Source organism: Streptomyces sp. NPDC102467 (assembly GCF_044765445.1).
Taxonomy (GTDB): domain Bacteria; phylum Actinomycetota; class Actinomycetes; order Streptomycetales; family Streptomycetaceae; genus Streptomyces.
On sequence record NZ_JBIWKA010000038.1, the window covers coordinates 1 to 25170 of the forward strand.

Sequence of the window (25170 nt, forward strand, 5' to 3'; positions counted from 1 at the left end):
GCACGCGGTGCCCCTGATCAACGCCGGCCGGATCCTGGGCGTGCTGGTCTTCTACCGCGACACCCCCGCGCCTTTCACCCTGGAGGACTGCGCTCGTGCGCGGGCGCTGGCGGACATCGCCGCCATCGCTCTGGCCTTCCACCACGTTGCGGACCAGCAGCACGACGTGATCGCCCACCTCGTCCGCGTCCACGATGTACAGATCGTCACCGAACAGGCGAAAGGAATCCTCGCCGCCCGCCTGCACCTTGCGATCCCCGAAGCCGACACCATGCTGCGCACCGAGGCCCACGTGCGCGGACTGGCCGTCCACGCGCTGGCGCGCGTCATCGTCGCCGGCGTGGCCTGGCCGCCCCTTAACGAACCATCCTGACGGCCGTCCTGTCCACATGAGAGCTGCCCCCAGGGGCTGCCGGAGCCGCACGGTCGCCCACTACACGGCTCCAGCCCGGTCCTCTTGCCGGGTAGTTCCCGCGCACCGGGCCAAGGACACCGCGCGAGACACCGCATAGGGCCGGGCGGCTGCCTCGCACGCCCGGCGGCCAGGCCCCACCCACCTCAGGGGGGGGGCGGCGGCCGCCGCCCAGCGGCCCGCTACCGCGGGCCCACCATTCCAACTGCACGCTATGCCGGTGCAGTTCAGCCGGACAGCGGACGCAGACACTGCCTACGGGACTGCCCAGGCTGTCACCCGCCCCCCTTTCCAGCGCGCTCGCTGCGCTGTGCTGCTCGCCCGGTGAGCCGTGCCGTTGACCTGCCGGGCGGGCCCCTGTGCGGGTGTCGCGGAAAACCTCATCGGTGAGTTCCGTGACCAGATGCTGTGTCACATCCCGGCCGTGACACGGGGTTACGGCCATAGGGGTGGGCCGCGATACTGGCGGCATGGGGACCGATCGGCCCGATGACCGGCACGGCTCCGCCGACGGCATCCGCCGGGAGGTGCTTCGGCTGCGAGAGAGCGCCGCTGTCGCTGACCAGCGGGATACCGCTGCCGATCAGCGGGAGGAGATCGCTGACCGGCGCGAGGAGATCGCTGATCAGCGGGAGGTGCGGATCGCAGCGTGGGAGACCCACGTGGATGACCGGGCCCGGGCAGCGGGGACAAAAGCCTCGGGCCTGCGGCGGCGGGCGTACGAGACGCTGGGCCGGGCCCGCTCCCTGCTGGAGGCCAGCAGGGAGCGGCTGGACCGCAGCGAGGCGGCGTTGCGGCGCGCGGATGCCTCCGATGAGCGCGAGCAGTTGGACGTGGAGCGGGAGGTGTCCTTCTCCGCAGCGCTTCAGGCCGACGAAGGTCCTGCGCGGTGGGTGGTCCTGGAAGCACGGGAGCGCCGTCTGCGGCGGCAGTTCATGCAGGTGGCGGGAGCCCTGGCGGGGACCTGGGACGCACTGGCCGGTGAGTACGAGCACCTGGCCCTGAGCCATCCGCAGCAGGAGGCCGATTACCGGCGGCGCGCTGAGCGGGCCCGCCAGAAAGCGGCCGGCCTGCGCACCGGCATACTGGCAGGTGAGGAGGAAAACGGCTGACGCCCTGTCGTTGGCTGACCGGTGGCAAATACCGCAACACCGCAGCCGCACCTACCGCGTAAGCCTCCCGGCATGTGCGCGCGTGCGCGCGGTCAGGGTCGTCCGGGCCTGGATGGCGGGGCGTGGGGGTTCGAGCCGGGCAAGCCGGGGCTGCGGTATGAGCGGGGAGAAATGGGGAACTCCCGGGGCAGGCCGGGCCGGTGATTCCCCGCGGGGACCGGCTGGGCTCAGGCGCCCCAGGGTTCAGCCAAGTGCCCGGGGCGCCGCACTTCTGAGCCCTTGCCGACGGTCCAGGCCGCCGGCGTCACAGACCTGGCAGGGGCGGTCGAACATCGCGGAGCTTGATGTTCTCTTCCATCGCGTAGCGGCGCGGGACGCGGGGATGGCCTCGTCCTCGCTATCGCCGTTTTCTGAGCTCGCATGGATCACCACAAAGATCGCCCGGGAGGGCACCGCCCCGGGCGCGAGAGAGGAGCGCAGGGCGCCCAGTTCGGGGCCCGGGCCCGCGGGCGGGCCGCACCACAGCAGTTCGAGGCGCCCGGGACCGCGAGGTGGAAGCGGGGAATGGGGGAGGCGAGACCGGTCATGGGACTGGGATTCCTTCCGTGCGGCGTGGATTGCCTGGCGCTTACCAGTTCTGGCGGGTGGGGGAGATGACGAGGTCGTTGACGGTGACGTCTGCGGGCTGGTCGAGGGCGTAGACGACGGCGTCGGCGATGGACTCGGGGCTGATCGCGATGGCGTTGAGCTCCAGGGCGGCCTTGCGTCCGGCGGGGTCGGTGACCTTCTCGGCCCAGCCTGTGTCGATGACGCCAGGGCTGATCGTGGACGCCTTGATGCCCTCGCGTACGCCGAGTTCCCTGCGCATGGAATCGGTCATGGCCTGCACGAAGAACTTCGTCGCGCTGTAGACACCGGCGCCGTCGCCGACCTGGTGACCGGCCACCGAGTCCATGTTCAGGATGTGGCCGGACTTCTGGCGGAGCATCACGGGCAGGACGGCGTGGACACCGTTGAGGTAGCCGCGGATGTTCACGTCGAGCATCCGGTTCCAGTCATCGAGCGCGAGGTCCTTCCAGTACGAGAAGAGCATCAGGCCGGCGTTGTTGACGAGGACATCGATGCGCCCGTAGGTGGCGACGGTGAAGTCGGCCAGCGCCTGCATGTCCACGGCGTCGGCGACGTCGGTGAGCCGGCCGGCTGCGGTGCCGCCGCACTTCTCGATGTCGGCGACCAGCTGGTCGAGGTCTTCTTGGCCACGGGCGGCGGCGACGATCTTGGCGCCGCGGGCGGCGAGGGCCTTGGCGCTGACGGCGCCGATACCGGAGGAGGCGCCGGTGATGACGACGACCTTGTCCTGCAGGTGGTTCATGGGGATCTCCCAATTGGAGTGATTCAGCACAGCACCGTGCGGGGGCGGAACAGCTGTGTGTGGAGGGGAGGCCGGGCAGGCTCAGTGCTTGCGGCGCTTGACGACGTAGGCGTACTGGTCGGGCCAGCGGGGCTCGACGCCGAGTTCGAGTGCGGCGTTCTGGGCCCAGTAGGGATTGCGCAGCAGTTCACGGCCGAGGAACACGGCATCTGCTTTACCTGAGGCGATGATCTCCTCCGCCTGCTGCGGCTCGGTGATGATGCCGATGGCGGCGGTGGGAATGCCAGCCTGGTTGCGGGCCTGGGCGGCGAACGGCACCTGGTAGTTGGGTCCGGCGACGATTTTGGCGTCGCGGACCATGCCGCCGGTGGACACATCCAGCAGGTCGACGCCGTGGGCGTGGAGTTCCTTGGCCAGGCGCACGGTGTTCTCGCCGGTCCAGCCCTCGCGGGTGTCCTCGGGGTTCTCGGTCAGCCAGTCGGTGGCCGAGGTGCGGAAGAAGACCGGCAGGTCCTCGGGCCACACGGCGCGGACGGCGTCGACGACCTCCAGGGCGAAGCGGATGCGGTTCTCGAAGCTGCCGCCGTAGGCGTCGGTGCGGTGGTTGGAGGCCGGGGAGAGGAAGGAGTTGATCAGGTAGCCGTGGGCGCCGTGCACCTCGACCACCTGGAACCCGGCGGCCAGCGCGCGCCGGGCGGAGTCGGCGAAGTCACGTACGAGCTGCTGGATCTCCTTCACGCTCAACTCGTGCGGGACAGCGAGTCCGTCGTACGCGACCGGGCTGGGGGCAACGGGCTGCCAGCCGTTCTCGTCCTCGGTCAGGTAGCGGTCGGACAACCAGGGCTTGTCCACCGACGCCTTGCGGCCCGCGTGGGCGAGCTGGATGGCCGGGACGGCGCCGTGGGCCTTGATGGCCTCGGTGATGCGGGTGAACGCCTCCTGCTGGCGGTCGTTCCACAGACCCAGGTCCCAGGGGCTGATGCGCCCGTCGGGCCGGACGCCGGTGGCCTCGGCCATGACCAGACCGGCGCCGCCAGCAGCGCGCGAGGCCAGGTGGGTGAGGTGGAAGTCGGTCGGCGCGCCGGTGTCCGGGCCTTCGGGGGCGGCGGAGTACATGCACATCGGGGACATCCAGACCCGGTTGGGTATCTGAAGGGAACGCAGGGTGAAGGGGGTGAACAGGGAACTCATGCGGGGGTGCTTCTTTCGTGGTCGGTGATCGATGACCCCGGACGGGGCGGCTGCCGTCCGGGGTCAGGCGATGATCGTGTGGAGGCCCGCGATGGCCGGGGCGTAGGCCGCTTCAAGGACCGTGGCGGCTTCCTGGGCGGTGGTGCCCTCGGCCGGCTCGAAGGTGGCGTGCCAGCTGAGGAAGGCGCCGCCGGTGTCGGCGACGGCCTGGACGTGCAGCGTCGAGCGGTAGCCGCGGACCGGCAGCGGTGCCTCGACGATCTCGTAACTCAGTTTCCGCTCGGCATCGTCCAGCCCCACGAGCCGTTCCTGGTAGGTGCTGCCGTCCGTCCCGGTGAGGAGGCGGACCGCACCGGGGGTCAGCCCGTTGCCGCCCCCGACGATCTCGCTCGCCCGGATGGCCGGGTGCCAGTCGGGCAGGCCGTTGAACTGCCGGACGACGGCCCATGTCTGGTCTGCGGAGCTGGTGAAGACTGAGCTCCAGTACGCCTGTGCCATCAGACGGGCAGACGGGTATCGAGGACGAAGTTGGTCTCGATGAGCTGACCGGGGAAGAACAGCGAGGCGACGCCGATGGTGCTACTGGTGGGGCGGTGATCGCCGAAGTAGGCCAGGTTGGCGGCCGCCATCGCGTTGTTGTACTTCGGCAGGTCCACGATGAACTGGGTCTCGGAGACGACCTGGTTACGGGTGGCGCCGTAGTGGGCGAGGACCTTCTCGAAGTTGGCGAAGACCTGCTCGGTCTGGGCCTCGAAGTCGCCCGGGTGCAGGAAGTTGCCCTCTTCGTCGTGGGAGAGCTGGCCCGAGACATAGATCGTGTGCTCGACCTTGATGGCCTGGGCGAAGCCGAACTCGCGCTCGCCCGAGACGCCATGGCTGTAGGAATCGATGGCCGTCATGGTGACTGTCCTTCTCTGGTGGGGGATGCAGGGGTGGGTGGGGTGGCTGCCGGGCTCAGGCAGCGAGGCGGGCGACCGCATCTGCGACAGAGGTGTCGCCGGAGGTCAGCTCGACGATGACGCGGCTGAGGGCGGGCTGGTGCAGGGCGGCGTCGATGAACGCGGCGACATCGTCGCGGTGCACGTCGCCGTACTCGAGGGCAGGCCCGGCGGCGACCCGCCCGGTACCCGGTCCGTCCAGCAGCGTGCCCGGGCGGACGATCAACCAGTTGAGGCCGGTGCGGGTGAGATAGACGTCGGCATTCTTCTTGACCTTGACGTAGTGCTCGAAGCCTGCGGACGCTCCCTCGCCGCGCAGGGCATCGGGGAACACGGAGACGAGAACGAAGCGCGCGACTCCGGCGGCCTCGGCCGCGGCGGCTGCCTTCTCCAGGCCTTTGCCGTCGATGAGCGTGGTCTTGTCCATGCCGGTTCCGTGGGCGCCGGCCGAGAACACCACTGCGTCGTGCCCGGCGAGCTTGCCTGCGAGCTCGTCCACAGAGTCGGCGATCAGGTCGCCGGTCACAGGCGCCGCACCGGTCGCGCGAATCGTGTCGGCCTGTGCCGGGCTCCGGTGCATGCCGCTCACCTCGTCACCGCGCTCGGACAACAGGCCGGCGAGCCTCTTGCCAACACCTCCGGCGGCACCGATCTGGAACACCTTCATGGGAAACGCCTCTCTCCTGGCTGGACGAACGACCGGCCACTCTGTTGTCGCAATGTTGACATTCCGACAACGACTGAATGTCAACATCACGACATGGAGAAGACGCAACTCACAGGAGATCGCGCGGTGGCCCCCGCCCGACGTCGCGGACTGGCCGACGAGGTCGCCGACCGGATCCGGGAGGCGATCTTCAGCGGTGCATACGCCCCCGGAGCACCGTTGCGAGAGGTTGAACTCTCCGGCGTGCTGCAGGTCAGCAGGGGCCCGGTGCGTGAGGCTCTGCGCGTTTTGGAGCGCGAGGGCCTCGTGCACTGCGCCTGGCACCGGGGCACCGTGGTCACGACGCTGTCCGCCGAGGATGTCGCCGAGCTCGACAGCCTGCGCGGCGCGCTTGAGGATCTCGCCGTCCAACAGGTCATCGCGCACGCCTCGGACGAGGACCTCGCGGTCATCGAGAAGGCGGCCGGTGTGATGGACCGCACGACGGACCCGCACGCCATGGTCCGCCTGGACATCGCCTTCCACGACGACGTGTTCGCCGCCACCGGCCACCAGCGTCTCGTCGCGGCCTGGGAGACCATCCGCTGCCAGGTCCACCTGTTCTTGCTGACCCGCATCGGCCTCAGCACCGAGGGCTACCTCGGCTGCATCCCCCAGGAGCACCATGCGCTGGCCGCAGCCCTGCGCGCCCGCGACCCCCAGGCCGCCCTCCCCCTCTTCGCCGCCCACCGCCGCCACGCATTGGACGTCGTCACCGGCACGTCGAACCCGGCCTGACTACCGGTCCGCCACCATCTGGGCACCGCCCAGCGTTGGTGAAGCCTGCTCGTCATCGCCCGCCCCGGCAACCATGGACATGTGCGACGGCAGCCGGTCACAGGTGGCCACCGCGTACTTCTGGCACAGCTCGACCGGTCCGTCGCTCAGTAAGCCGCGCTGACGACGAAGCGACCCCGCGCTGCGCAGGACCGCATCAGGCCAGGCGCACGCCAGACCGGCCGTCTGCGTCCGCCGGTCTGCGGGGCCGTGGTACGGCGACGGCAGGATCCGGGTCGAGGCGTCGGAAGGTGCCGTACGGGTTGATGTTGGGCCAGACAGCGCGGTCAGGCCGCGCCGGTCCTCAGCGGTCAGCTTCTTCACCCCTTTCGGCTCGGCCAGCACTCAACACGCGCGGCGGCGGTCGCCGCGGTGCTCTGCCTGGACGTTCTGCGCCAGGAGATCGGCGGGGATTTCTCTGTCAAGTTCAATCGGCGTACGTCGACTTGCCCGACGCCCCGGGGCCGACCGCGACCAGCAGCGTGCCGGGCGGCCGGTCGAGGGGCGGGGCGAGTAGGAAGCCTGTGGGCTCCTCGACCGGCCGCTTCTGCACGGCCAGTTCGGCGGTCGTCTCCGGGGCGTCGGGCACCGCCTCGTCGGGGCCGGGCGGGCTGGCCGGTACCGGCACGGGCGCCTTCTCTCGCAGCGGTTTCGCGAGGGAGGGGAGATTGATGCGGACCCGGGAGGCTGGGCGGGTGCGCCCGCAGACGACGTACTGCGCGTCGGCGCGGAGGTGGTTGTTCGTGTCGCAGTCGGCGCACTTCCAGATCGGCCCGGCCGGTGCCGCCGGGGCGTCCCCTGCGGCGAGTGGGACCGTGCTCATGATGGTGCCTCCTGGGTTCTCGGCGGGCGGGTTACAGGTAGTCGAGCGGTTCGGCGACGAAGGTGCCGTCGGCCAGTGGGACGTCGGTCAGCTCGAAGCGCTGCGGGTGACCGTTGACCCGCTGGACGATGACCGAGCCGGTCGGCCGGGTGGTGGCGTACTGGGCCGGGATGCCGTCCGGGCCGGTGGCGCGCAGCAGGGTGTAGCGGCGGAGCATGCGGGGGGCCTCCAACGGGGCAGTGGTTTCCACCCCTTCGGCGGCGCGCGCCCTGCGGGACAGCAGCCGCCGCCCGGCGGCCCCGGCACCGGTGAGCACGGCGGAGCCGATCAGTGTGCTGACCAGGCCGGGCAGGTCGATGAACGAGAACATGAGACGGTGCCTCACTCCGAGGTGTGGACGGAGTGGGCGACGCCGCGGACGGCGAACATGGGTGACCTCCAACGAGTCGGCAGGGCCCGCGTGTTGGACGGGCCGCGCCGACTATCAAGGAGGCGGGGGTTAGCGGCGCAACCCCCTCTCACCTGCCCTCTCCGCCCGCGGAGTCGAGGTCGGCCGCCGGGGGCTCGTCCACGAGGGCCCGCGGTACATCGTCGTCGTCGCCCCAGCCGGTCAGCGGGCCAAGGGGGTGCGGCGCGTCCGCGTCCCAGGTGACCGGGGCCACGTCCAGGAGGGCAAAGGCCTCCCGGAAAATCTGGCAGTTCTCCGGGGTGAGCTCATAGGAGTCTGCCTGCCGCCAGGCGGGCGAGGACGGGCCGCCGTAAACGACGGTGACCGGCGCCTCGGTGCCCTCGGGCCACCAGCCGTGCTTCACCCCGCGCTTGAGCGCGTAGGTCAGGGCGACGGTGGGGCCGCGCAGGCCGCGGTCGAACTCCTCGCGCAGCACGGCGGCGTCGAGCCGTCCGCCGGCGTTGACGACGAAGCGGACGAACATGCGGGCGCTGGCGTTGAGGTCGCGCAGGAACTTCATCGCCCGCTCGATGTTCCAGGCGGTGTCGGCTGTGACGGCCAGTTCGTCGCGGTGCTCGGCGAGGAGGGCAAGCAGTTTGCGCTCGAACTCCTCGCTGGCACCCTCAATGGTGATCTTCATGAAGCCTCCGACGCACTCTATGTCACCGCTATCTGTGAACTAAATCGGAAGTGTGCCGGACGCGAGGCCGCCGCGTTCAGTAGGCAGATACCAGTGAGGTAGTGGTCTATATGGTCGACCTTTGTAGCGAGACGACGTGTCTCGCCTCGGATAATGTGCCATATCCGAGCCGACAAACCGGGCGAACAGCGCTTGAAAGCGCGGATGTCCCGTCTCACGCGACCCGCTCCAATCTCACCCAAGCCGATCCGATCCGGACCTGCGTCTCACTGAATCTGCTTCGCGACTGACCACCGTGAGCCGAGGACGTTTCTGCGTCTCAGGGAAGATGCCTCGTTCGGGTGGCTATCTCACCGAACCTGTCCCGCTGATGCTTTCGCGGTGCCTAACGTCGTACATCTGCGACGTGGCAGGAGGGCGCGGTGGGCTCAGCAGCGCTGAGGGTGGATCGTTCGGGCAAGCCGGGAGCCAGTTACGGGGTGGAGTTCGCCGTTCCGTCCGAGGGGCGAGTGGTGGGTTCTCTCGCTGATCACTGGAGCGTCCGGTTCGAGGATGCTGTCCCTGTCAGGTCGTTCCACTTCGCCAAGGGGGCGCGGAGCTATCCAGGTCTGTACTGGTCGGCAACGGTGAACCGGCACGTGGGGTACGAGTCATGGCTGGAGCGGGATCATCTCAGGCTTCTGGACTTCGACCGGCGGATCTGTGGCGTCTCGTCACAGCCGTTCCGGATGAGCTGGCTGCAGGAGGGAGGCGGCACACGCCGGACTTCTTCGCCCGTGGTGTCGACGGCACCGGGATCGTGATCGACGTGCGGGCGGATGACCGGATCGAGGAGAGGGACGCCGCCGCCTTCGCGGCCACCGAGAGAGCCTGCTCCGAAGTCGGCTGGGAGTTCAGGCGGGTTGGGGTTCCCGATCCGGTGTTCATGGCGAACGTGCGGTGGTTGGCGGGCTATCGCCACTCACGGATCCACCGGGCCGAGGTGGGCCGTCGTCTGACAGAGGTGTTCACTGCCCCGTCCCCCTACCGGCACCTGCTGCGGCCCACCCCGGAGGTCTTCGGTGAAGAGACAGCTCACTAGTCTCTGGCGGCTGGTTCCGACAGGAAGCCGGGGCGCGTACCGGGGACGGCCGACTGTCGTTCCTCGTGCCTGCCCAGCACCGCGAGGGTCAAGGTCGCTGTGACCGATGCGGCCGCCATCAGCGTCATCGCCGTGGCCGGGGAGGTCAGTTGGGCCAGCGTGCCCGCGAGGAGGGCGCCGATGCCTTGGAAGGCGGCCATGCCGGTGGCGTGCAGCCCGAGGGCCTGGCCCGCGAGGTCGTCGGGGATGAGCGACATCAGGCGTTCCTGGAGGACCAGACTCGCGGCGAAGCCGGCGGAGGCGACAGTGACTGCCACGGCTGACAGCGCCACTCCCGGCTGTACGACGAAGAACAGGTAGGGAACCGCCAGCAGCAAGCGCAGCGGCGTCGCGAGGCGAGGGCGCAGGGCAGGCGGTACGAGTCGGCCCACGGCCAGGTCACCCGCGAACATCCCGAGCGCGCCGAATGCGTAGAGCATGCCGGCGGCTTCGGGGGCGTAGGAGACGTACAGCGAATCGCTGCCGACGATGAGGCCGTTGGGGACCCACAGGCCCAGGTACGTCAGGCGGCGGTGGCGTGAGGACCACAGGAGGGCGTTGGTGCGCCAGGTCGCCGAGAGGGACGGTCGACCGGCGGAGCGCGGTGGGCGGGCCGTGAGGCCGAGGTGGGTGACGAGGGCGGACAGTACGTACAGCGTCGCCGCGAGGAGCAGGCAGGTCCGCGGGGAGAGGAGCGCGAGAAGCGCGCCGCCCGTCGCGAAACCGGCCATTTGCGTCAGGCCCCAGAGCATGTTGAATACCGAACGGCCCAGGACATAGCCGTCCTTGGTCAGGATCTCGTTGAGCATTCCCCCGCGCACTCCGCCGCCCAGCGAGGCCACCAGGCCCTGCAGGAGTACGACGGCGAAGACCGCCCAGACCGGCAGACCCGGCAGGGCAAGGACCGCCGTGCAGACTGCGAAGGAAAGGGCGAGGACGGACAGGACCGCGCGCGGGGGCAGGCGGTCGGCACCCGAGAGCAGGAATGCGCCTCCCAGCAGTTGCGCCAACTGTGGGCCGAACATGCTCACCGCCGACAGGAACGGGGAGCCGGTGGCCCGGAAGACCAGCGTGGCGAGGGCCAGTCCGCCGATCGTCTGAGCCGCGGCGAAAGCGGCGAAGGAGAGCAGGAACGGGGTGAACTCCGCGGTGCGGAAAAGGGATCTGTAGCTGCGCATTCGCCGAAGTCTCCGAGCGTCCCGGGGCCGTGTGTACTGTTTCGGCGACACGCGAAAGGTCGTACGGATGGGCTTGTGGCAGATCGACACCGACACCCTCGCCCGCAGCCGGTTTGTGCTCTCGCCGTTCGCCGAGGCTTTCGCGAGCCTGAGACTGCTGTATGCGGGGACCGGTGCCCATCCGGGCGAGGATGCCTGGCTGCGCGCGCATCTGCCTGGCTACCGTGCGCACCTCGCGGCCGACCCGGCTGCCGCGCCGCTCGTGCAGGCGGCCATCGGCACGTCCTGGATCGCCGACTTCTTCTGCCCCACCTCGTGCGCCGGGGAGAGCTTCGAGGAGACCGTGGCCCGGGTGCGGACAACCGATGCCGGGGAGGCACGGGCCAACCTCCGGGTGTCCCTGCGGGGACCGCTCCCCTTCGTTTTGGAGCGGGACGACCTGCCCGAGCGGGCGACCGCGCTCCTGACGTACGTCTGGGAGGAGACCGTCCGGCCGGACTGGGAGCGCCGTCGGCGCGTCATGGAGGCCGACATGTCCGCGCGAACCGCGCGAGTCAATCAGGGCGGCTGGGCGGCCGTCCTCGACTCGTTGAAGCCGGGGACGCGGTGGCTCGGGGAGAGCCGCTTCCAGGTCAACGACAACGCCTATCCGCCGCGGGAACTCGCCGCCGGGGCCCAGCTGCTGTTCATGCCGGTCACGCCGAGGACCAGTTGGGTGTCGTGGGAGGGACGGGAACGGTACGCAGTCGTCTACCCGTGTCTCGGGGTGCTCGCCGAGGACCACGACCGGCGGCCCGTCCCCGCCGGGCTCGGGGCGCTCATCGGGACCGCGCGGGCCGGGTTGCTGACGCTGCTCGGGACGCCCATGAGCACGACCCAGCTGGTCGCCGTGACCGGGCGGGCGCTGGGTTCGGTGGGCGGGCATCTGCGGGTGCTGCTCGACGCGGGGATGGTGGAGCGGCGGCGGGCGGGGCGGTCGGTGCTGTACGTCCGGACGGCAGCAGGGGAGGTACTCATGGCTGCATCCGGTTCCGTTGGAGCAGATTCAGTGAGACATGGCGAGTAAAGCTGCGGAATGAAGCAGATCGGATGACTCATGCCCGGTCCCGCCAGTCTCAACGAAACTGCTCCGACCTGGTCAGGGACCTAACGTCGAAGCAGGCTCGATGAGACGCGACAGCGGAGGTTGTGATGCGTCGGCACTGGGATCCCTCGAGCACTACTGGTGCGGAGTGGTTCCTACTCGAACTCCTGCTACCGGTGCCGGCCTGTCGTACGCTCCAAGGTCTTGGGGCCGCCCGCATGCAGGAGATGCTCACTCGCAGCACCGATGTCGCGCACACCTTGGCGACCTGTCACCGCACCGGCCCCATGCCCGACCTTGACGAAACACGAAGCGCCAGATGGGGTAGCCAAAAAGATTGTGGCCTCTCCTCACTGTGATTGAGGGGAGGCCACATCTGTGCTGGGAAATTAGTTTCCCGACTTGAGTTCTGTGATGAAGAGGTCCCAGCTTGCGGGGGAGAACAGGAGAACGGGCCCCTCGGGGGCCTTGCTGTCCCTGACCGGAACGACGCCGGGCGCGTGCGTGGACTCCAGGCAGTTGTTGTCGCCGCTGGAGTATGTGGCCTTGAACCAGAGGGCCGTGGTCGCATCGAAGCGCGGATGCTGCGAGTTCACTTGCTATCCATTTCCTGTATCGCGGCGCGAATACGCGCCAAGGACTCCTCAACAGGAAGGGCTTCCGAGTTGAGGCGGCGGAAGAGGGTGGTAAAGGAATCCACCTGGTCGGGCTGTTCGTAGTACACGGTGCTCATGAGGCTGTCGGCGTAGACGACGTCCGTCTCCGCGGGCTCAGGGAAGGCAAGGATGCCGAAGGGCCCGTAGAGCGCGCTGTTGATTGGCGCAGTGGTGGGCAGCACTTGGATCTGGATATTGGTCTCGTTGGCCGGGGAGAGCAGCGCTTCGAGCTGCTCTCTCATGACTTCGGGTCCACCGACGCGGTGTCGGAGCGCGGACTCGGCCACGATCGCCCAGAGTCTCAGCGGCACGCTTCGCGCGAAGACCTGGCGGCGCTGGCCGCGCACTTTCACTTGTTCCTGGACGTAGTCGAAGTCGTCGGCCTTGTTGGGGCTCTGCATACGGATGACGGCCTCGGTGTACGCGGGTGTCTGCAAAAGACCGGGGATGAGGGACGTCTCGACGACGTAAAGGTCGGAAGCGTCCCATTCGAGCGCGATGTAGTCGGCGTAGTGAGGGTTGAGTTCGCCGCCCTCGTACTGGGACCACCAACCGCGCTCACGGCCGTTGCCCGCGAGTCCGAGCAACACCGGCTGAACTACCACCTGTTGCTGACCCAGAGCTACGGCGGACCCGCCGGCCCGCCCCTTGCCGGTGCGCTCGTGGAAGCCCAGCGCCACCTGCATTTCGACCACTTCGCCCGAGTGCGTCGGGCCTACGCGCGCGCCCGGCTGCTGAGCATGCTGAGTTACTTCCTCGGCCACCAGGGCATGCGTGATCTGGCCCTGCCGCCCGCGTTGCCGTGGGCCGTGCCGCCCGTCGTGCTCACCAACCTCCTGCGCTACCGGATACTCGGCCGCACCGAGGCGGGACGCGCACACCTGCAGCGCCGGGGGGACCGCTTCATCGAACGGCACTTGCGGCGCCACTTCCATGAGCAGACGCCGGACGTCGCGGCGCTCGATCTCTGACAGCGAGGGGTGCACGGCGAGGCGTGCGGCGGCGCAATCCTCAGTCCATGCCTGCCTGGTCCCCTTGGCCCTGCTCCGGCATCTGCTCCACCTGCTCCACCTGGCTCACCGTCAAGAACCCTTCACCGCCGGCATGGCGGCGACGCCACAGCGTCCCGCCGAATCCGACAGCCCCGATCGCCGCGACCCCGCCGCCCAGGGTGAGGAGCATCGGGACGCGGGAGTTGCCGGCTCCGCCCCCAGTCGCATGCAAGGACGCCCCGTCGGCTGCGGAAGTGGTCGTGGGCTTGGCCGTGGTCGAACCGCCGGCAGCCGAACTGCCGGCGGTCGAACTGTCAGCGGTCGAGGTGCCCGCTGTTGAGGTGCCCGTGTCTCCCGAGGCCGCCGATCCAGGACCGTTCGTGGTGGCGGAGCCCCCCTTGGCCCCGCCTCCGCCGGCTCCCGGGGTCGCCCGTCCGGAGGTGGTGGTTGCGGGGGGCTTGGTGGTGTCCGTGGAGGGTGCTCGTGATGTGCCCGTGCGGGTCGCCGTCGGTTTCGGTCCGACGTCGAACGACTCGATCACGTCGTTCTGCCCGCCCTCCAAGGTGCAGGGCAGATCAAGTCTGCCCAGGGTCGGGTTGCCGTCGGCATCCCGTGCGGCGAGGTGCAGCTTGATGTTCCCGGCGGTGATTCTCCCGTTGCCTGTCCTGGTGAACCTGAGCGAGGGTGCGGAGCCGGTCACCGGAACGTGGAAGGAGCCCGATGCCGGGACGGTGGTGTTGGGGATGGTGAAGGGGATGCTGACGCTGAAGTTGCCCTGTGGTGCGGCCACATTGACGTTGCCGCCCGCCGTGCCCTCGATGGAGCGCACGCCGAGGAAATGGAGCCCCGAGGTGAACTGGCCGCCCACCGTCGCCATCACCGTGATGGGGAACGGCCGGGTAGGCGCGCCGACGGTGTGCGAGTTCGGAACATTCGCGTTGATCCGGACCGTGACACGTTGACCATTGATGATCGGAAAATCGCAGGTGTAGTTCAGGGTGAGGGAGACCGGCTGCGCGGCAGCGACACCGGTTCCCAGCGCGCCCGCGACCGCGGCCAGTGCTGCTGTCGCGACGCCGAGGGCGAGCTTCACCCCCGACCCTCCTGAAGTACCCACCAGCCTCATCGCTCCCCCTGTCGTTTGCTCACCGGGAGTTCCGAAGAACACCTTTGCCCTATTGACGCGTACGCGACATCGATGGGTTCCCGGAGTCGCGCGCGAGTTGTCCGGCTTTACGTATCTCGTAGGTGTTGTTGAGGTGGTCCTGGAGGCTCGCGTGACGGAACTGGTAGACCGCGCCGGCCTGGCGCAGTACCTCGCGCTGGTGCGCGTCGTCCAGGAAGGACATCAGCCGCCACGGCAGCCGCCCGGTCAGCGGCAGCCAGATCCGGGCTAAGGCGACCCACTGCCCCCACGCGGTCAGACCGCACCCATAGGCCAAGCCGGCGCCGAAGGCGGCTTCGAGCCCGAACACCGCCCCGACCTGGGCTCCGCGCAGGGCGCCGTGCCAGATTCCCTCGACCACCCCGACCACCGGCCCGATGACGAGTGCCCAGAGCACCAGTCGGAAGGCCACGCGACGACGGTTGGCGTTTAGCAGATCCGTGGGCCGGGTCGCGGATCCCGGTTGCAGAGGCGCTTCGAGAAGGGCCGTCAGTCCGAAGACGAGACCGCCCCCGAAACCGAGTTCGGCGACGAACACGAGCGCCGCCAACCGGCCGCCCCCCTGGCCGTCGTCGAGCCCGAGTCCCCGGACCACCACCCGGTCGAGGACGAGCAGGATCACTGCGGCCACGGCACCGACCGCGACGCCGACCGTGGCTCCGCGGTGGGCATCCTTGCGTCGCGTCCAGGACTCGCGGGACAGTTTCGCCCGCACCTGCAACGGCTTGAGCCGCTCGCGCCCGGACATGGACCAGTAGATGAGCCCGAAGACCAGTCCTGCCGCGAGCCCGTGCAGGACCCCGACCACGAGTCCCCGCACCAGTGCGAACTCCAGGCCACGCGAGGTCGCCACCAGATCCACGGGGATGTTCCCGATCGCTGTCGTGACTCCGTAGGCCACGGAGGCAAGGCCTCCGACGGCGAGCGCCCGCGTCGAGCGGCGCATGGTGGTGCCCAGCTCCCACCAAGCGAGATCGCGGACGGTGTTCTTGTCCTCTTCGTGTCCCTTGTTCCGGCCCAGCAGCCCGAGTTGGTCGAGATGCCGGGCGAGGTAGCTGAGCCAGTCCTGTGCGCGTTCGGCATCCCAGCGTCGCTGAGACGGCTGCGGCCGTTTGCCGGCGCCCGCGGATCGTGAGCCGGTGAGCGGTGGGTCGTAGGCGGCGGGGACGAACGCGGACAGGAGGTAGTTCTCCACGGCGGCGGAGGTGGGGAAGCGCGCGGCGTCCAGCAGCTCTTTCGGCTGCGGCGCCCGCTCCGGCTGCTGCGTGTGCGCGCGACGGTAGACGGTGCGGGCCAGCGCGACCATGAGGGGAGTGCTGAGCGCCTCGGCGACATTCCTCGCGCCCTCGCCGCGTGGCTGTCCGTCCAACGCGGCCAGGACCGGCTCCCACGCGGTGCTTCGCTCGTCACCTCCCGGTGCGGGTGGGCTGGCCCGGCGCAGGTAGGTGGCGAGAACCTTTGAGGCGAGCGGGTCCAGCATGATTCCGGCGGCGCCCCTGAGCACCTCCCGTGCGGCACATACGGCCTTGCCGTACTGCTCCGGACGGCTGGTGAGCACCAGGTCCGTGTCGGCGGCGTTGATCGCGCGGATCGCCGCGGGCTGCGACCCTTCGGCGATCTCGTCGAAGCCGTCGAGGACCGGAAGGATCTGGTTTCCCTGGAGCAGGGCATCGGCCAGGCTCTCGCCGTCGGGAGCCGGAAGGTTGAGGTCGGGGTAGTCGCGCACCAGCCGGTCGCTCATCCAGTCACGCAACGGAGTGGCGGGATCCCAGGACCCGAGGCTGAAGATCACCGGAACCGGACCGCCGGGGGCGGACTCTCCGGGAGCGGGCTCGGGGAGGGAGTCGAGCACAAAGCGCAGGGCAAGGATCGTCTTGCCCGCCCCGGCCTCACCGAGCACCACCAGCCGGCGGGACGGGATGATCCGGTACTTCTCGACGATCTGATCCAGGGAGCCCGCCAGGTCGAGAGGCTCTGACGGTGTTTCCGATCGAGGAGGAGCCTGGCGGATGTTGGACCAGGTGTCGAACCGTCCGGTGGCGTTCTGAAAGCGCACATCCATGGGGAACGGATCGTGCACGCTCCGCCGCAGCTCCTCGTCCGACCACTGGTTCCTCACCCACGTGGCGAGGTTCTTGGCCGCCTCTCGCAGCCACGACTCGATTTGCTGCGACGCGTCCCCGCGCGGCGGGAGTCGGACCAGCTGTGCGGCGCCGACGGGCAGGCCGGTCAACTCGCCGAGCTCGCGGATGCGCTCCGGCGGAAGTACCTGGTGCCAGCGGCTCACCCGGCTCGCCGCGAGCGTGCCGAGACCGTCGGCACGATGATGCTCGCTGACCACGCCGATCAGACAGCCGCCACTCCACACCGCGGCCCCGGACATCCCCTCCCAGGGGGAGCGCTCCCGCTCGACGTCGTATTCCGGTGCTCGCAGCGCGAGTTCCAGCGTCCCCCGGCGTACGCCGGCCAGCGGAGTGGTGGTACCGCGTGCATGGTGGGAATCCCGGTAGACCGTGGGAGGGCCGCCCACCGCAGAGGCAGGATCACGGCGTGTGGCGAACCTCGGGAACCCCAGCGCTTCGCATTCCACCACGTTCGTGATCCGCGCGAAGCGCACCGGTGGGACATGTCCGGACGGTGCTCCGTGAGCGGCCGGGCCGGATGCGAGCCTGAGCACCGCGATGTCCACCGAAGCGTCGAGCCACACCGGGTGTCCGGGCACCTCAGTCGTCCGGCCGTCCTCGGTGAAGAAGCGCAGACGGATCGACGACGCGTCCTGCACCACGTGGGCCGCCGTGAGCACGGCGTCCGCCGCGACCCGGTATCCCGAACCGCGCCCCTGCGTACCCGTCTCGGTCGAGGTGAGGACCTGAACCACCCGCTTCAGATCGAGCCCGGTCGGTTCCGAGGATCTGCTCTTCGCGGTGCTCATTCCTCATGTGCCTCGGTGGCACCGCTGATGAACACCTTGTCGGATGCTGCCAGTGTCGGTTGCAGCGCCAGTTTGATCCGCTGGGTGGAATTGGCACCCACGGTCGTCTCCGCGCCCGTCTCCACGACCCAGAAGCGCACCTTCGCTCCCGCATGCCCGGACCGGTCCAGTGCGACCGACATCTCCAGCTCGATCTCCCCGAGCTCGAAGCGCAACGCCTTGCTTCCGGACGTGGCGACCGCACGCTCCAGCTCTTCCCGCAGCTCCTGAATCACCGTGGCTAACTCGATCAACTCCGGCCCCATTCCTACCTGTTGACCATCCAATAACGCCACCATGGTGCATCTCTACACACGCGCCTGGTACCGGATTCCAACAAACAGCCACGCCGTAGAGCGGGATATGAACGGGATTCACTCAGAAACGACCAGTTGTGGGTGTTCTGCGGACTCGCCGGAGACCAGCGGGCGGTCTCGGCCGCCATCGCGTGGTCACACACGACGGCCCTCGATGCCGCTCGCCGTTGTTGCTCCTGCCGGTACGTGGTGGTTGACCGGCTTCGGGAACGCTGCGCGCAGGCGGTCGAGAAGAGCCCTGGCCGCAGGGCTGGAAGGGCCTCCGGCCTGCCAGGCGAGAGCGACGCGGGCACGCATCTCGGGCCGGACGATCCGCAGGGTGGGCAGCTGTGCGTCGCGAGGGGACTCGTGCTCACCGGCAGGCAGCACGGCGATGCCCAGGCCCCGCGCGGCCAACTACGTGAGCACGTGCGGAGCCGCTGCTTCGAAGACGACCCGAGGCCGGAACCCGGCCTGCGCACAGCCCTGTTCGAGCGCTGCGCGCACCCCGCTGCCGCGTGGCAGGCAGATCAACGGCTGATCGCGCAGCTCGGCAAGCGAGACGCTCGTACCACTGCCGCGGTCCATCAGCGGATGACCGGGAGCGACAGCCGCGACCAGCGGAACGTCGATCACCGTCCGGAACTCCGCGCCGGGCGGGGCCACGTCCTTCGCCGTGCCGAGAACGGCGATGTCGAGCTCCCCGGCCAAGAGGGCGGACAGCATCCGCTCCGAGGTGTCCTCGGTGAGAGCCACCTCCACCGAGGGGGAGGAGTCGTGGAAGTCCGCGAGCAGAGCGGCGATGTCGAAGGCGTGGCCGGTGGCGCCCGAGACCAGCCCGAGTGTGACCCGGCCGCGCAGCAGCCCGGTGTACGCGTCGACCGTCTGCCGCACGGACTCCGCCGCGGCCAGTGCGGCGCGAGCGTGGGGCAGGACCGCCCGGCCCACCTCTGTCGGCGTCACCGACCGGCCGGAGCGGTCGAGCAGGGGTTGCCCCAACTCCTTCTCCAGCTGGCGGATCTGAGCGCTGAGGCCGGGCTGGGCCAGATGCAGCCGAGCGGCGGCGCGAGTGAAACCGCCCTCCTCGACGACGCAGACGAAATAGCGCAGCTGGCGAAGTTCCATGCATCCAGGGCGCCGACGTGGCCGGCCGCGTCGTGGCCGTCGGCTCCGCAGTGGAGGGGAACCTTGTCGGCCGCCGGGTGGTCGTCGACCCCGCGATCTACGACTCCGACGGGCCGGACGCCAATCCGGTGGTGGGCCTGATGGGGAGCGAACGCGACGGCGGATATGCCGAGTACGTGACAGCGCCGGCAACGCGAGTACACGACGTGACGGAATCCCCGCTCACGGACGACCAGCTCGCGACGTTGCCGACCGCCTACGGCACCGCACTGGGCATGATCGAGCGTGGTCGGCTGCAGAAGGGGGAAACCGTCCTGGTCTCGGGAGCGTCCGGCGGCGTCGGCCTCGCGCTGGTGCAGATCGCCCGGGCACGCGGCGCACGGGTGATTGCCATCAGTAGCGGACACAAGATCGATGCGGTGCGCGAAGCGGGCGCGCACGACGTCGTCGATCGCGCAGGCGGCATCGCCGAGCAGATCCGCGCTGCCGCCCCGCAGGGCATTGACGTCGCACTCGACGTCGTGGCCGGCGAGCTGGTCGGTGAGGGGCTGCCGCTGCTGCGCGAAGGGGGCCGTTGGGTCATCGCGGGCGCGCTCGGCGGTTATGGCGTGACCTTTGATGTGCGCCGTCTGTACCTGCACAACGCCCAGGTCATCGGGTCCGCGATGCACACGCCCACCCATTTTGGTCTCCTCATGGATTTGGCTCGCCGGGCGGAGATTCAGCCCGTCATCGCCGCGACCTTCTCCCTGGACCAGGCCGCCCAGGCACAGGAAGAACTCTCCCGCCGGGGGCACGTGGGAAAGATCGTCATGCGCCCCTGAGGTTGCATCCGGCGAATCACGGACGGAGCCGTAAGCGGACCGCCGCGACACTCCCGGTGCTCCGCTCCAGCTGCCCGCCGGGCACCGCGCCCCGACCGCCGAACACCTGCACCGGGCGCGCCTGTTCGGCAGGCGGCCGTCGTTTGAATCCGCGTTCCGCCACGGAATCAAAATTCGCACGAAGGCCGCAGAGGTGTTCGGTGCGTGTGCCGTTCTGCGGGCGGCGGGTCAGGTAACGGGCTGGCGGCACCCAGCGTGGCGGAGTTGCGCATCGGGCAGGGCTGCGCGAGGCGTTGACGCGTGTCGAGTTCGCGAGCGGGCAGTCGTGTGTCTCTGCGGCCGGCTCCTCACCGGAGCCGGGACGCCAGTGAGCGTGCTGGTCACTTGCGTTCCGGGCCCGCGTCACTTTCCGTACCGGAAACTGTCCGGTACGCTTTCGGTCATGGAAACTCACGAGGTGCCGCTGACGCCCGATCAGGCCCGTTCCGCACTGGCCGACACCGAGCGCATCCGGGCCTCCGGTGCGGCACTGTCGGCCACACCGTGGCCGAACTGGTTCTCCGCCACGCTGACGCTCTACATCGCCGCACTTCCGATCATCCTTGGAGGCGTGGTGGCCGACCCGGACTGGCTGCTGCCGAGCCCCGCCTGGCTGGGCATCATGCTGGCAAGCACCGCGGCGTACGGGGCGCTCTTCGCCGTCGCGGCCAGGACGTGGCGTCACAAGACCGGCGTAGCGCTGCGGTTGGACGTGCTGCCCACACGGGCGACCGTGCCGCTCGCGGTCGGCCTGCCCGTACTGCTGGTGGGGGCAGCCTGCGCGTTCAGCGCCACCGGACGGCCGGTGTGGCTGGTCGCGGCCTCACTGGTGGGCGCCGCTGTGTCCGTCGGCTTCCACCTTGCCTTCGTCCGCCTGCACCGGAAGAGCGCGTGAGCGCCAAACGCCCCGACTCCCTGGAGGGTTTTGACACCACCATCCATGCCCCGAACCGGCTGCGTATTTGCGCCCTCCTGGACATCACGGACGAGGCGGAGTTCGGCCTGGTCCAAAGGCAGCTCGACCTCTCCGCCTCGGTGCTGAGCAAGCACGTCGCCGTGCTGATGGACGCCGGTTATGTCGCCCAGCGCAAGGCGGTCCGCGACACCCGCCAGCGCGTGTGGCTCCACCTGACCCGGCAAGGCCGGGAGGCCTACCAGGGGCACCTTGCGGCGCTGCGGGCGATCGTGGGGCCGTCGGGTCCGGCTCTGTGATCACAAGCAGAGCGAAATGAGGAGGGGCGTTGGACCGGTGATATAACGATCTTCTGCCGCGTGGCGCTGAACAAGCCTGCAGGGCTCTTGTCCCGTTGTGTCTGGCTCTCCGTTGCCTTCCATCAAAGGCGGAGGGGAGCCTTGCAACGTCGGATCGTCGTGCGTCAGCACATGGATGTCGACGGGTGCGCCGCCGCCCGCAGTGGGGCTGCCGGGCTGTCTGCCGTCCGGCAGCCCGTGGGGACGAACACCACCGGACGGCTCTGGGCATCTGCCCACAGCACAGCGGCTCCAGTCGTTTCCCCTCCGGACGCTCCGTAATTTCCCCCGCAGTTGCTCGCCTTGGTCCCGACGTTGACGGACCGGTTGCCACCGACCTGCCGTCCGGTGGCGTGCGCCATAGCCGCAGGTGGCGCCGGACGCCGGTGAAGGTGTCCGCAGCGGGGGAGGGGGCAGCGAATGAGGCGTCCCCCGGAGTGTGGACACAGGGGTTCATGCCGTGATCGAGAGTTTAGCTGCTCGCAGATGATGTTGTTCGAACTCCACGGGTGAGAGGTAGTTGAGGGCGCTGTGGCGTTTGCGGGCGTTGTAGTAGGTAAGCCACTGGAAGATCTCCAGCCTCGCCTGGCGCATCGTGGAGAACAGCCTCCGGTGCATCGTCTCCCTCTTGAGCCCCTGCCAGAACGACTCGGCGAGGGCGTTGACGCTCCTATAGCTGTCAAGTTGCTGCAGGGGTCTGTAAAGCGAGCGGGTCTTCCAAGAATTTCGTAGGCGTTGATCGGCTGCTTGGTTCCGGCCCCGTCGGATGCGCCGGTGCGGCAAGGTGGTGGCGTGTGAGGTCGAGCTGACGGAGCTGTTGCCGCACTTGTCATCGGTGCTGGTCGAGGCAGTGGAGTCGGGTACCCGCCTGGTCAGAATCATGGTGCGGACGCCGGACGGGAGACCGGTGGACTGTCCCGGCTGCGGGCAGCCCTCGGACTGGGACCACAGCCGCTATGTGCGGCATGTCGCCGACGAGGCGATCGGCGGGAGACCAGTAATGATCGACATTTCGGTGCGGCGCCTGTACTGCGAGCACTCCGACTGCACCAGGGCCACGTTCGTCGAGCAGGTCGACGGGCTAACCGAGCGCTACCAGCGCAGAACTCCGGCTCTACGGCGGCTCGTCGAGGCGCTCGCGACGGCCCTGGCCGGCACCGCCAGGCTGTTGACGGTGCTGCACCAGACGCTGTCCGCGGTAACCGTCCTGAACTGCCTGATGCGAATCCCGCTGCCTGACCGGCGGGCCCCCCGGGTGGCGGGGATCGATGAGTTCGCCCTGCTCAGAGGGCACCGCTACGCGACGATCATCATCGATGCCGACAGCGGGCAGCGCGTCGAGGTGCTGCCCGACCGCGCGATGGCCACGGTCACCGCCTGGCTGCGCGATCACCTCGGCATCCAGGTGCTGTGCCGGGATGGTGCCGCCGGCTTCGCCCAGGCCGCCACCGACGCCGACCGCGGAATCGTCCAGGTCGGCGACCGCTGGCACCTGTGGCACGGCCTGACCGAGACGGTCCTGAAGGAGGTCGCAGCGCACGCCTCGTGCTGGGGAAAGTTCGGCCCGCCGCTGCCCGAGGGCAGACGGGCGGTCACCACCCAAGAACGCTGGCGGCAAGTCCACGAACTCCTAGGCCAAGGCGTAGGTCTGCTCGCCTGCGCCCGCCGCCTGGGCCTCGCGCTGAACACCGTCAAGCGCTACGCCCGCGCCGCCGAACCCGACCGCATGGTCCGCGCCCCCATCTACCGCGCCTGTCTTGTCGACCCCTACCGCGACCACCTGCGCAAGCGACGCGCCGACGACCCGGCCGCCCCGGTCACCCACCTGCTCGCGGAGATCCGCGAGCAGGGCTACACCGGCAGCGCCAACCTCCTGGTCCGCTACATCAACCAGGGCCGTGTCGAAGCCGACCACGCGGCCCTGTCACCCCGCAAGGTCACCGGCCTGTTCACCCGCCATCCCGACCGCCTCGACGATCGGCGGAGCGCGCTGCGCGACCAACTTGCCGCCGCCTGCCCCGAGATGACCGTTCTTGCCGACCAGATCCGCACCTTCGCCGGGCGCCTTGCCCCCTGTCCGGGCAACGCCGAGCGGCTCACCGAGTGGATCAACCAGACCCGCGCCGCCGACCTGCCCTTCCTGCAGGCCTTCGCCAACGGCCTGGAACGCGACCGCGCCGCCGTCGATTCCGCCCTCACCCTGCCCTGGCACAACGGCCGCACCGAAGGCGTCAACTGCAAGATCAAACTCCTCAAGCGCCAGCGGTACGGCCGGGCCGGCCACCCGCTGCTTCGCCAGCTCATCCTGCTCAACTGACCGTCAGCCACCCCGATCAACGCCTACGAAAATGTTGGAAGAGCCGAACGTCTTACAGTCCCCGGTGTAGGCGTTTGTCATCGGTGTGGCGGTTTCGCCAGATGATGTAGCGGCGGGTCATGCTGCCCTGTTCCTTGTGGTCCGTGTGGTCGGTGCCGTCGAGGGTGAAGGGCTGAGGCTGTGCAAGCGGCCTCGTGTGCCGGGTCCAAGAGCAAAGCGGTGTTCACTATCCCCGCTGACTGGCTGCGCGGAGATCGGCGATGGAGGGCATGCTGTCGATCGCTTCGTCTGCCCGTCCGTGCCTGACGAGGAGCGCCGCCGCCTCCCATACGGCTACGTCGGCATCTGCCCGGAGCAGGCCGAGAGCCTCTTCGATGCGTCCCGCCTGCTCCAGGATCCATGCGGTGCTGGGTGTCAGTCCGTATAGGTCCGCCGGCAGCATCGCGGAGTAGGCGAGGGCTTCCTCGTACCGGCCTGCCTCGCCCAGCAGCCCTATCCGGTTCGTATGGAACCAGGATGGGTGCTCGTCGATGTACGCGGCATCGCGCTCGTCGAGGATGGCGAGGGCGTCGTCGAAACGTCCGGCCTCGGCAAGGAGGTGGATGACGCTTTCGAGGAGGCAGCCGTCGTGGTAGTCGAAGGTGGGGCGTCCCACCTCGACGGCTTCCTCGAGCCGGTGCTGGCGCCCCAGCAGTTCGATCAATGGCCAGCGGTAGCGGTCCCACTCGTCGGTCGCGATGAAGCGTCGCAGTACGGTCTCGGCCTCCTCTGCCTGACCGTGGTCTTCGAGGGCCCTGGCGTAGTACGGCAGGCCGACGTGCGCGTGCTGGCCGGTGCCCAGTTCGCGCAGTTCGTCCATGCGCCCGTTGCGCTGGAGGAGTTCGGCATAGGCGGTGAGCGTGTTCTGGACCAGGAAGCGGCCGGCGGATATGTCGGCCCCGAGTATCCGGATGGCCTCCTCGACGCGGCCCGTGCGTTCCAGGACCTGGGCCTGAAGGTCCTGCGCATTGCTGGCCTCGAGGTTCCATCGTTCTTCACCGCGGGCGCTGCGGGCCCGCTCGGCCTGCGGTGCGAGCAGTTCCAGGACCTGCTCGTCCCGGTTCTGTCCCTCGGTCAGCTCGACCAGGGCGGACAGCAGCCACGACCGGTCCAGATGCGGGGTGAGGACGGCGATCGCTTCATCCACCTGCCCCGCCTTGGCCAGCAGTTCCGCGAAGTCGTGGCACACGTGCTCCGAAGCCAGCCTCACATCGTCCGGGCGGACCCGGTCCAGCGCCTGCTGCACCTGTCCCGTCTGCAGCACAGTGTCGGCAGCCGCCCAGCGTGCCGGCTCCCAGCCAAGCTCGACATAGGGTTCCAGTACGCCCAGGGCCCGCTCGAACTCTGCTGTTTTGCACAGCTGGCGCGCGGCCGCCCTCGCGCAGGACCACGCTCCCCTTGAGGCCGCCCGGACCAGTTGCTCCACGTGCCCCTGCTCTACCAGCAGGTTGACCAACACGGGCGGGTATCCACCGAGATTTCGTGACTGCCACTCAAGATCATCAATGTTCACGGGCTGAGCGTACGGCCGCCCACTGACAAACCGGCGGCACCGATCTCCGGTCGCTCGGCAAGCCGGTCGTCGACAACGCGCCTCCCGTTACTGACCTTCAAAGCGTGGTGTCGGTAGGACTGACGGTTCATGATCCCTGCGGTATGCCGAGTGCATGAGGTACGCGCAAGGCGGTGGGCTG

The 25170-nt window shown here is 69.1% G+C and carries 25 protein-coding genes and 3 pseudogenes; 10 read left to right on the forward strand and 18 right to left on the reverse strand.

Translation table 11 applies throughout. The features are described 5' to 3' along the window. Both ACIREE_RS41045 and ACIREE_RS41050 read left to right on the forward strand, forming a co-directional pair. Positions 1 to 373: ANTAR domain-containing protein (locus ACIREE_RS41045; protein WP_404164472.1), on the forward strand; the 373-nt coding region annotated here is incomplete at its 5' end. A 509-nt stretch (positions 374 to 882) separates the two neighbouring features. Beyond that, the gene (locus tag ACIREE_RS41050; protein ID WP_404164474.1) at positions 883 to 1524 is read left to right on the forward strand and encodes a hypothetical protein; all 642 of its coding nucleotides are present in this window, start codon (positions 883 to 885) and stop codon (positions 1522 to 1524) included. Between the two features lie 628 nt (positions 1525 to 2152). On the opposite strand, the gene ACIREE_RS41055 is transcribed toward ACIREE_RS41050, so the two are convergent. The 5 genes from ACIREE_RS41055 to ACIREE_RS41075 all read right to left on the reverse strand — a co-directional run bounded on the left by ACIREE_RS41055 (position 2153) and on the right by ACIREE_RS41075 (position 5692). Then, complete coding sequence (locus ACIREE_RS41055; protein WP_404164475.1) at positions 2153 to 2896, reverse strand: SDR family oxidoreductase; 744 nt, start codon at positions 2894 to 2896, stop codon at positions 2153 to 2155. A gap of 81 nt (positions 2897 to 2977) precedes the next feature. Then, a complete protein-coding gene (locus ACIREE_RS41060) occupies positions 2978 to 4087 on the reverse strand; it encodes an NADH:flavin oxidoreductase/NADH oxidase (protein ID WP_404164477.1) in 1110 nt (369 codons plus the stop codon). A gap of 63 nt (positions 4088 to 4150) precedes the next feature. Further along, entirely contained in the window at positions 4151 to 4585 is a 435-nt protein-coding gene (locus ACIREE_RS41065) for an SRPBCC family protein (RefSeq protein ID WP_362790255.1), read from the reverse strand. Beyond that, positions 4585 to 4986 carry a RidA family protein gene (locus ACIREE_RS41070; RefSeq protein ID WP_362790257.1) on the reverse strand — a complete coding sequence of 134 codons (402 nt, stop codon included), beginning with the start codon at positions 4984 to 4986 and terminating at the stop codon, positions 4585 to 4587. Before ACIREE_RS41070 ends, ACIREE_RS41065 begins: the two co-directional genes overlap by 1 nt. Before the next feature lie 55 nt (positions 4987 to 5041). Continuing rightward, complete coding sequence (locus tag ACIREE_RS41075) at positions 5042 to 5692, reverse strand: NAD(P)H-binding protein (protein WP_404164478.1); 651 nt, start codon at positions 5690 to 5692, stop codon at positions 5042 to 5044. 93 nt (positions 5693 to 5785) lie between these two features. Here ACIREE_RS41075 and ACIREE_RS41080 point away from each other — a divergent pair, with 93 nt between their 5' ends. Continuing rightward, a complete protein-coding gene (locus ACIREE_RS41080; RefSeq protein WP_399233123.1) occupies positions 5786 to 6469 on the forward strand; it encodes a GntR family transcriptional regulator in 684 nt (227 codons plus the stop codon). Here the strand turns inward: ACIREE_RS41080 and ACIREE_RS41085 are convergent, their stop codons facing one another. The 4 genes from ACIREE_RS41085 to ACIREE_RS41100 form a co-directional block, all read right to left on the reverse strand. Then, positions 6470 to 6832, reverse strand: coding sequence for a hypothetical protein (locus ACIREE_RS41085; RefSeq protein ID WP_404164480.1), 363 nt, complete (start codon positions 6830 to 6832; stop codon positions 6470 to 6472). It lies immediately after the preceding gene. Positions 6833 to 6935: 103 nt separating this feature from the next. Next, positions 6936 to 7331 carry a hypothetical protein gene (locus ACIREE_RS41090; protein WP_404164482.1) on the reverse strand — a complete coding sequence of 132 codons (396 nt, stop codon included), beginning with the start codon at positions 7329 to 7331 and terminating at the stop codon, positions 6936 to 6938. 31 nt (positions 7332 to 7362) lie between these two features. Continuing rightward, the gene (locus ACIREE_RS41095; RefSeq protein WP_404164484.1) at positions 7363 to 7701 is read right to left on the reverse strand and encodes a hypothetical protein; all 339 of its coding nucleotides are present in this window, start codon (positions 7699 to 7701) and stop codon (positions 7363 to 7365) included. Between the two features lie 148 nt (positions 7702 to 7849). Then, a complete protein-coding gene (locus ACIREE_RS41100) occupies positions 7850 to 8419 on the reverse strand; it encodes a hypothetical protein (protein WP_404164486.1) in 570 nt (189 codons plus the stop codon). Positions 8420 to 9071: 652 nt separating this feature from the next. On the opposite strand from ACIREE_RS41100, the gene ACIREE_RS41105 reads away from it, so the two are divergent. Beyond that, the gene (locus ACIREE_RS41105; protein WP_404164488.1) at positions 9072 to 9500 is read left to right on the forward strand and encodes a TnsA-like heteromeric transposase endonuclease subunit; all 429 of its coding nucleotides are present in this window, start codon (positions 9072 to 9074) and stop codon (positions 9498 to 9500) included. Here ACIREE_RS41105 and ACIREE_RS41110 read toward each other — a convergent pair. Further along, positions 9497 to 10717: an MFS transporter gene (locus ACIREE_RS41110; RefSeq protein WP_404164490.1), complete on the reverse strand. Its 1221-nt coding sequence runs from the start codon at positions 10715 to 10717 to the stop codon at positions 9497 to 9499. The genes ACIREE_RS41105 and ACIREE_RS41110 overlap by 4 nt on opposite strands. A 67-nt stretch (positions 10718 to 10784) precedes the next feature. Between ACIREE_RS41110 and ACIREE_RS41115 the strand changes: the two genes are divergently transcribed. Next, entirely contained in the window at positions 10785 to 11783 is a 999-nt protein-coding gene (locus ACIREE_RS41115; RefSeq protein WP_404164492.1) for a winged helix-turn-helix domain-containing protein, read from the forward strand. Between the two features lie 407 nt (positions 11784 to 12190). Here ACIREE_RS41115 and ACIREE_RS41120 read toward each other — a convergent pair whose 3' ends face one another. Both ACIREE_RS41120 and ACIREE_RS41125 read right to left on the reverse strand, forming a co-directional pair. Continuing rightward, positions 12191 to 12397 (reverse strand): DUF397 domain-containing protein, encoded by a 207-nt coding sequence (locus tag ACIREE_RS41120; protein WP_404164494.1) that lies wholly within the window; start codon positions 12395 to 12397, stop codon positions 12191 to 12193. Then, positions 12394 to 13221 (reverse strand): DUF5753 domain-containing protein, encoded by an 828-nt coding sequence (locus ACIREE_RS41125; protein WP_404164496.1) that lies wholly within the window; start codon positions 13219 to 13221, stop codon positions 12394 to 12396. The genes ACIREE_RS41120 and ACIREE_RS41125 overlap by 4 nt, the downstream gene beginning before the upstream one ends. On the opposite strand from ACIREE_RS41125, the gene ACIREE_RS41130 reads away from it, so the two are divergent. Continuing rightward, entirely contained in the window at positions 13198 to 13428 is a 231-nt protein-coding gene (locus ACIREE_RS41130) for a hypothetical protein (RefSeq protein WP_404164498.1), read from the forward strand. The genes ACIREE_RS41125 and ACIREE_RS41130 overlap by 24 nt on opposite strands. A 40-nt stretch (positions 13429 to 13468) precedes the next feature. Here ACIREE_RS41130 and ACIREE_RS41135 read toward each other — a convergent pair whose 3' ends face one another. The 4 genes and pseudogenes from ACIREE_RS41135 to ACIREE_RS41150 form a co-directional block, all read right to left on the reverse strand. After that, positions 13469 to 14542, reverse strand: a complete 1074-nt coding sequence (locus tag ACIREE_RS41135; RefSeq protein ID WP_404164500.1) for a DUF6801 domain-containing protein — start codon at positions 14540 to 14542, stop codon at positions 13469 to 13471. An 82-nt stretch (positions 14543 to 14624) separates the two neighbouring features. Next, entirely contained in the window at positions 14625 to 17546 is a 2922-nt protein-coding gene (locus ACIREE_RS41140; protein ID WP_404164502.1) for a trypsin-like peptidase domain-containing protein, read from the reverse strand. Continuing rightward, the gene (locus ACIREE_RS41145) at positions 17543 to 17884 is read right to left on the reverse strand and encodes a trypco2 family protein (RefSeq protein WP_404164504.1); all 342 of its coding nucleotides are present in this window, start codon (positions 17882 to 17884) and stop codon (positions 17543 to 17545) included. Before ACIREE_RS41145 ends, ACIREE_RS41140 begins: the two co-directional genes overlap by 4 nt. A gap of 153 nt (positions 17885 to 18037) precedes the next feature. Beyond that, positions 18038 to 19006, reverse strand: a pseudogene (locus tag ACIREE_RS41150) (LysR family transcriptional regulator). On the opposite strand from ACIREE_RS41150, the pseudogene ACIREE_RS41155 reads away from it, so the two are divergent. The 3 genes and pseudogenes from ACIREE_RS41155 to ACIREE_RS41165 form a co-directional block, all read left to right on the forward strand. Further along, positions 18997 to 19830 (forward strand): annotated as a pseudogene (locus ACIREE_RS41155) (zinc-binding dehydrogenase); the annotation flags it as partial. The pseudogenes ACIREE_RS41150 and ACIREE_RS41155 overlap by 10 nt on opposite strands. 442 nt (positions 19831 to 20272) lie before the next feature. Then, complete coding sequence (locus tag ACIREE_RS41160; protein ID WP_404164506.1) at positions 20273 to 20764, forward strand: hypothetical protein; 492 nt, start codon at positions 20273 to 20275, stop codon at positions 20762 to 20764. Next, on the forward strand, positions 20761 to 21081 hold the full coding sequence (locus tag ACIREE_RS41165; RefSeq protein WP_404164508.1) for a transcriptional regulator: 321 nt from the start codon (positions 20761 to 20763) through the stop codon (positions 21079 to 21081). Before ACIREE_RS41160 ends, ACIREE_RS41165 begins: the two co-directional genes overlap by 4 nt. A 492-nt stretch (positions 21082 to 21573) precedes the next feature. Here ACIREE_RS41165 and ACIREE_RS41170 read toward each other — a convergent pair. Then, a pseudogene (locus ACIREE_RS41170) lies at positions 21574 to 21783 on the reverse strand (integrase core domain-containing protein); the annotation flags it as partial. Between the two features lie 151 nt (positions 21784 to 21934). Between ACIREE_RS41170 and ACIREE_RS41175 the strand changes: the two are divergent. After that, a complete protein-coding gene (locus ACIREE_RS41175) occupies positions 21935 to 23437 on the forward strand; it encodes an ISL3 family transposase (protein ID WP_404164512.1) in 1503 nt (500 codons plus the stop codon). Between the two features lie 226 nt (positions 23438 to 23663). On the opposite strand, the gene ACIREE_RS41180 is transcribed toward ACIREE_RS41175, so the two are convergent. Continuing rightward, positions 23664 to 24989: a hypothetical protein gene (locus ACIREE_RS41180; RefSeq protein WP_404164510.1), complete on the reverse strand. Its 1326-nt coding sequence runs from the start codon at positions 24987 to 24989 to the stop codon at positions 23664 to 23666. Positions 24990 to 25170 lie beyond the last annotated feature (181 nt).

Bases quoted from the DNA above. Each gene is read 5' to 3' on its own strand.
- ACIREE_RS41050 (WP_404164474.1), top strand. From the start codon at position 883: ATGGGGACCGATCGGCCCGATGACCGGCACGGCTCCGCCGACGGCATC.
- ACIREE_RS41145 (WP_404164504.1), bottom strand. From the start codon at position 17,884: ATGGTGGCGTTATTGGATGGTCAACAGGTAGGAATGGGGCCGGAGTTG.
- ACIREE_RS41055 (WP_404164475.1), bottom strand. From the start codon at position 2,896: ATGAACCACCTGCAGGACAAGGTCGTCGTCATCACCGGCGCCTCCTCC.
- ACIREE_RS41070 (WP_362790257.1), bottom strand. From the start codon at position 4,986: ATGACGGCCATCGATTCCTACAGCCATGGCGTCTCGGGCGAGCGCGAG.
- ACIREE_RS41075 (WP_404164478.1), bottom strand. From the start codon at position 5,692: ATGAAGGTGTTCCAGATCGGTGCCGCCGGAGGTGTTGGCAAGAGGCTC.
- ACIREE_RS41140 (WP_404164502.1), bottom strand. From the start codon at position 17,546: ATGAGCACCGCGAAGAGCAGATCCTCGGAACCGACCGGGCTCGATCTG.
- ACIREE_RS41065 (WP_362790255.1), bottom strand. From the start codon at position 4,585: ATGGCACAGGCGTACTGGAGCTCAGTCTTCACCAGCTCCGCAGACCAG.
- ACIREE_RS41090 (WP_404164482.1), bottom strand. From the start codon at position 7,331: ATGAGCACGGTCCCACTCGCCGCAGGGGACGCCCCGGCGGCACCGGCC.
- ACIREE_RS41160 (WP_404164506.1), top strand. From the start codon at position 20,273: ATGGAAACTCACGAGGTGCCGCTGACGCCCGATCAGGCCCGTTCCGCA.
- ACIREE_RS41095 (WP_404164484.1), bottom strand. From the start codon at position 7,701: ATGTTCTCGTTCATCGACCTGCCCGGCCTGGTCAGCACACTGATCGGC.
- ACIREE_RS41115 (WP_404164492.1), top strand. From the start codon at position 10,785: ATGGGCTTGTGGCAGATCGACACCGACACCCTCGCCCGCAGCCGGTTT.
- ACIREE_RS41080 (WP_399233123.1), top strand. From the start codon at position 5,786: ATGGAGAAGACGCAACTCACAGGAGATCGCGCGGTGGCCCCCGCCCGA.
- ACIREE_RS41130 (WP_404164498.1), top strand. From the start codon at position 13,198: ATGCTGAGTTACTTCCTCGGCCACCAGGGCATGCGTGATCTGGCCCTG.
- ACIREE_RS41060 (WP_404164477.1), bottom strand. From the start codon at position 4,087: ATGAGTTCCCTGTTCACCCCCTTCACCCTGCGTTCCCTTCAGATACCC.
- ACIREE_RS41105 (WP_404164488.1), top strand. From the start codon at position 9,072: ATGGCTGGAGCGGGATCATCTCAGGCTTCTGGACTTCGACCGGCGGAT.
- ACIREE_RS41100 (WP_404164486.1), bottom strand. From the start codon at position 8,419: ATGAAGATCACCATTGAGGGTGCCAGCGAGGAGTTCGAGCGCAAACTG.
- ACIREE_RS41110 (WP_404164490.1), bottom strand. From the start codon at position 10,717: ATGCGCAGCTACAGATCCCTTTTCCGCACCGCGGAGTTCACCCCGTTC.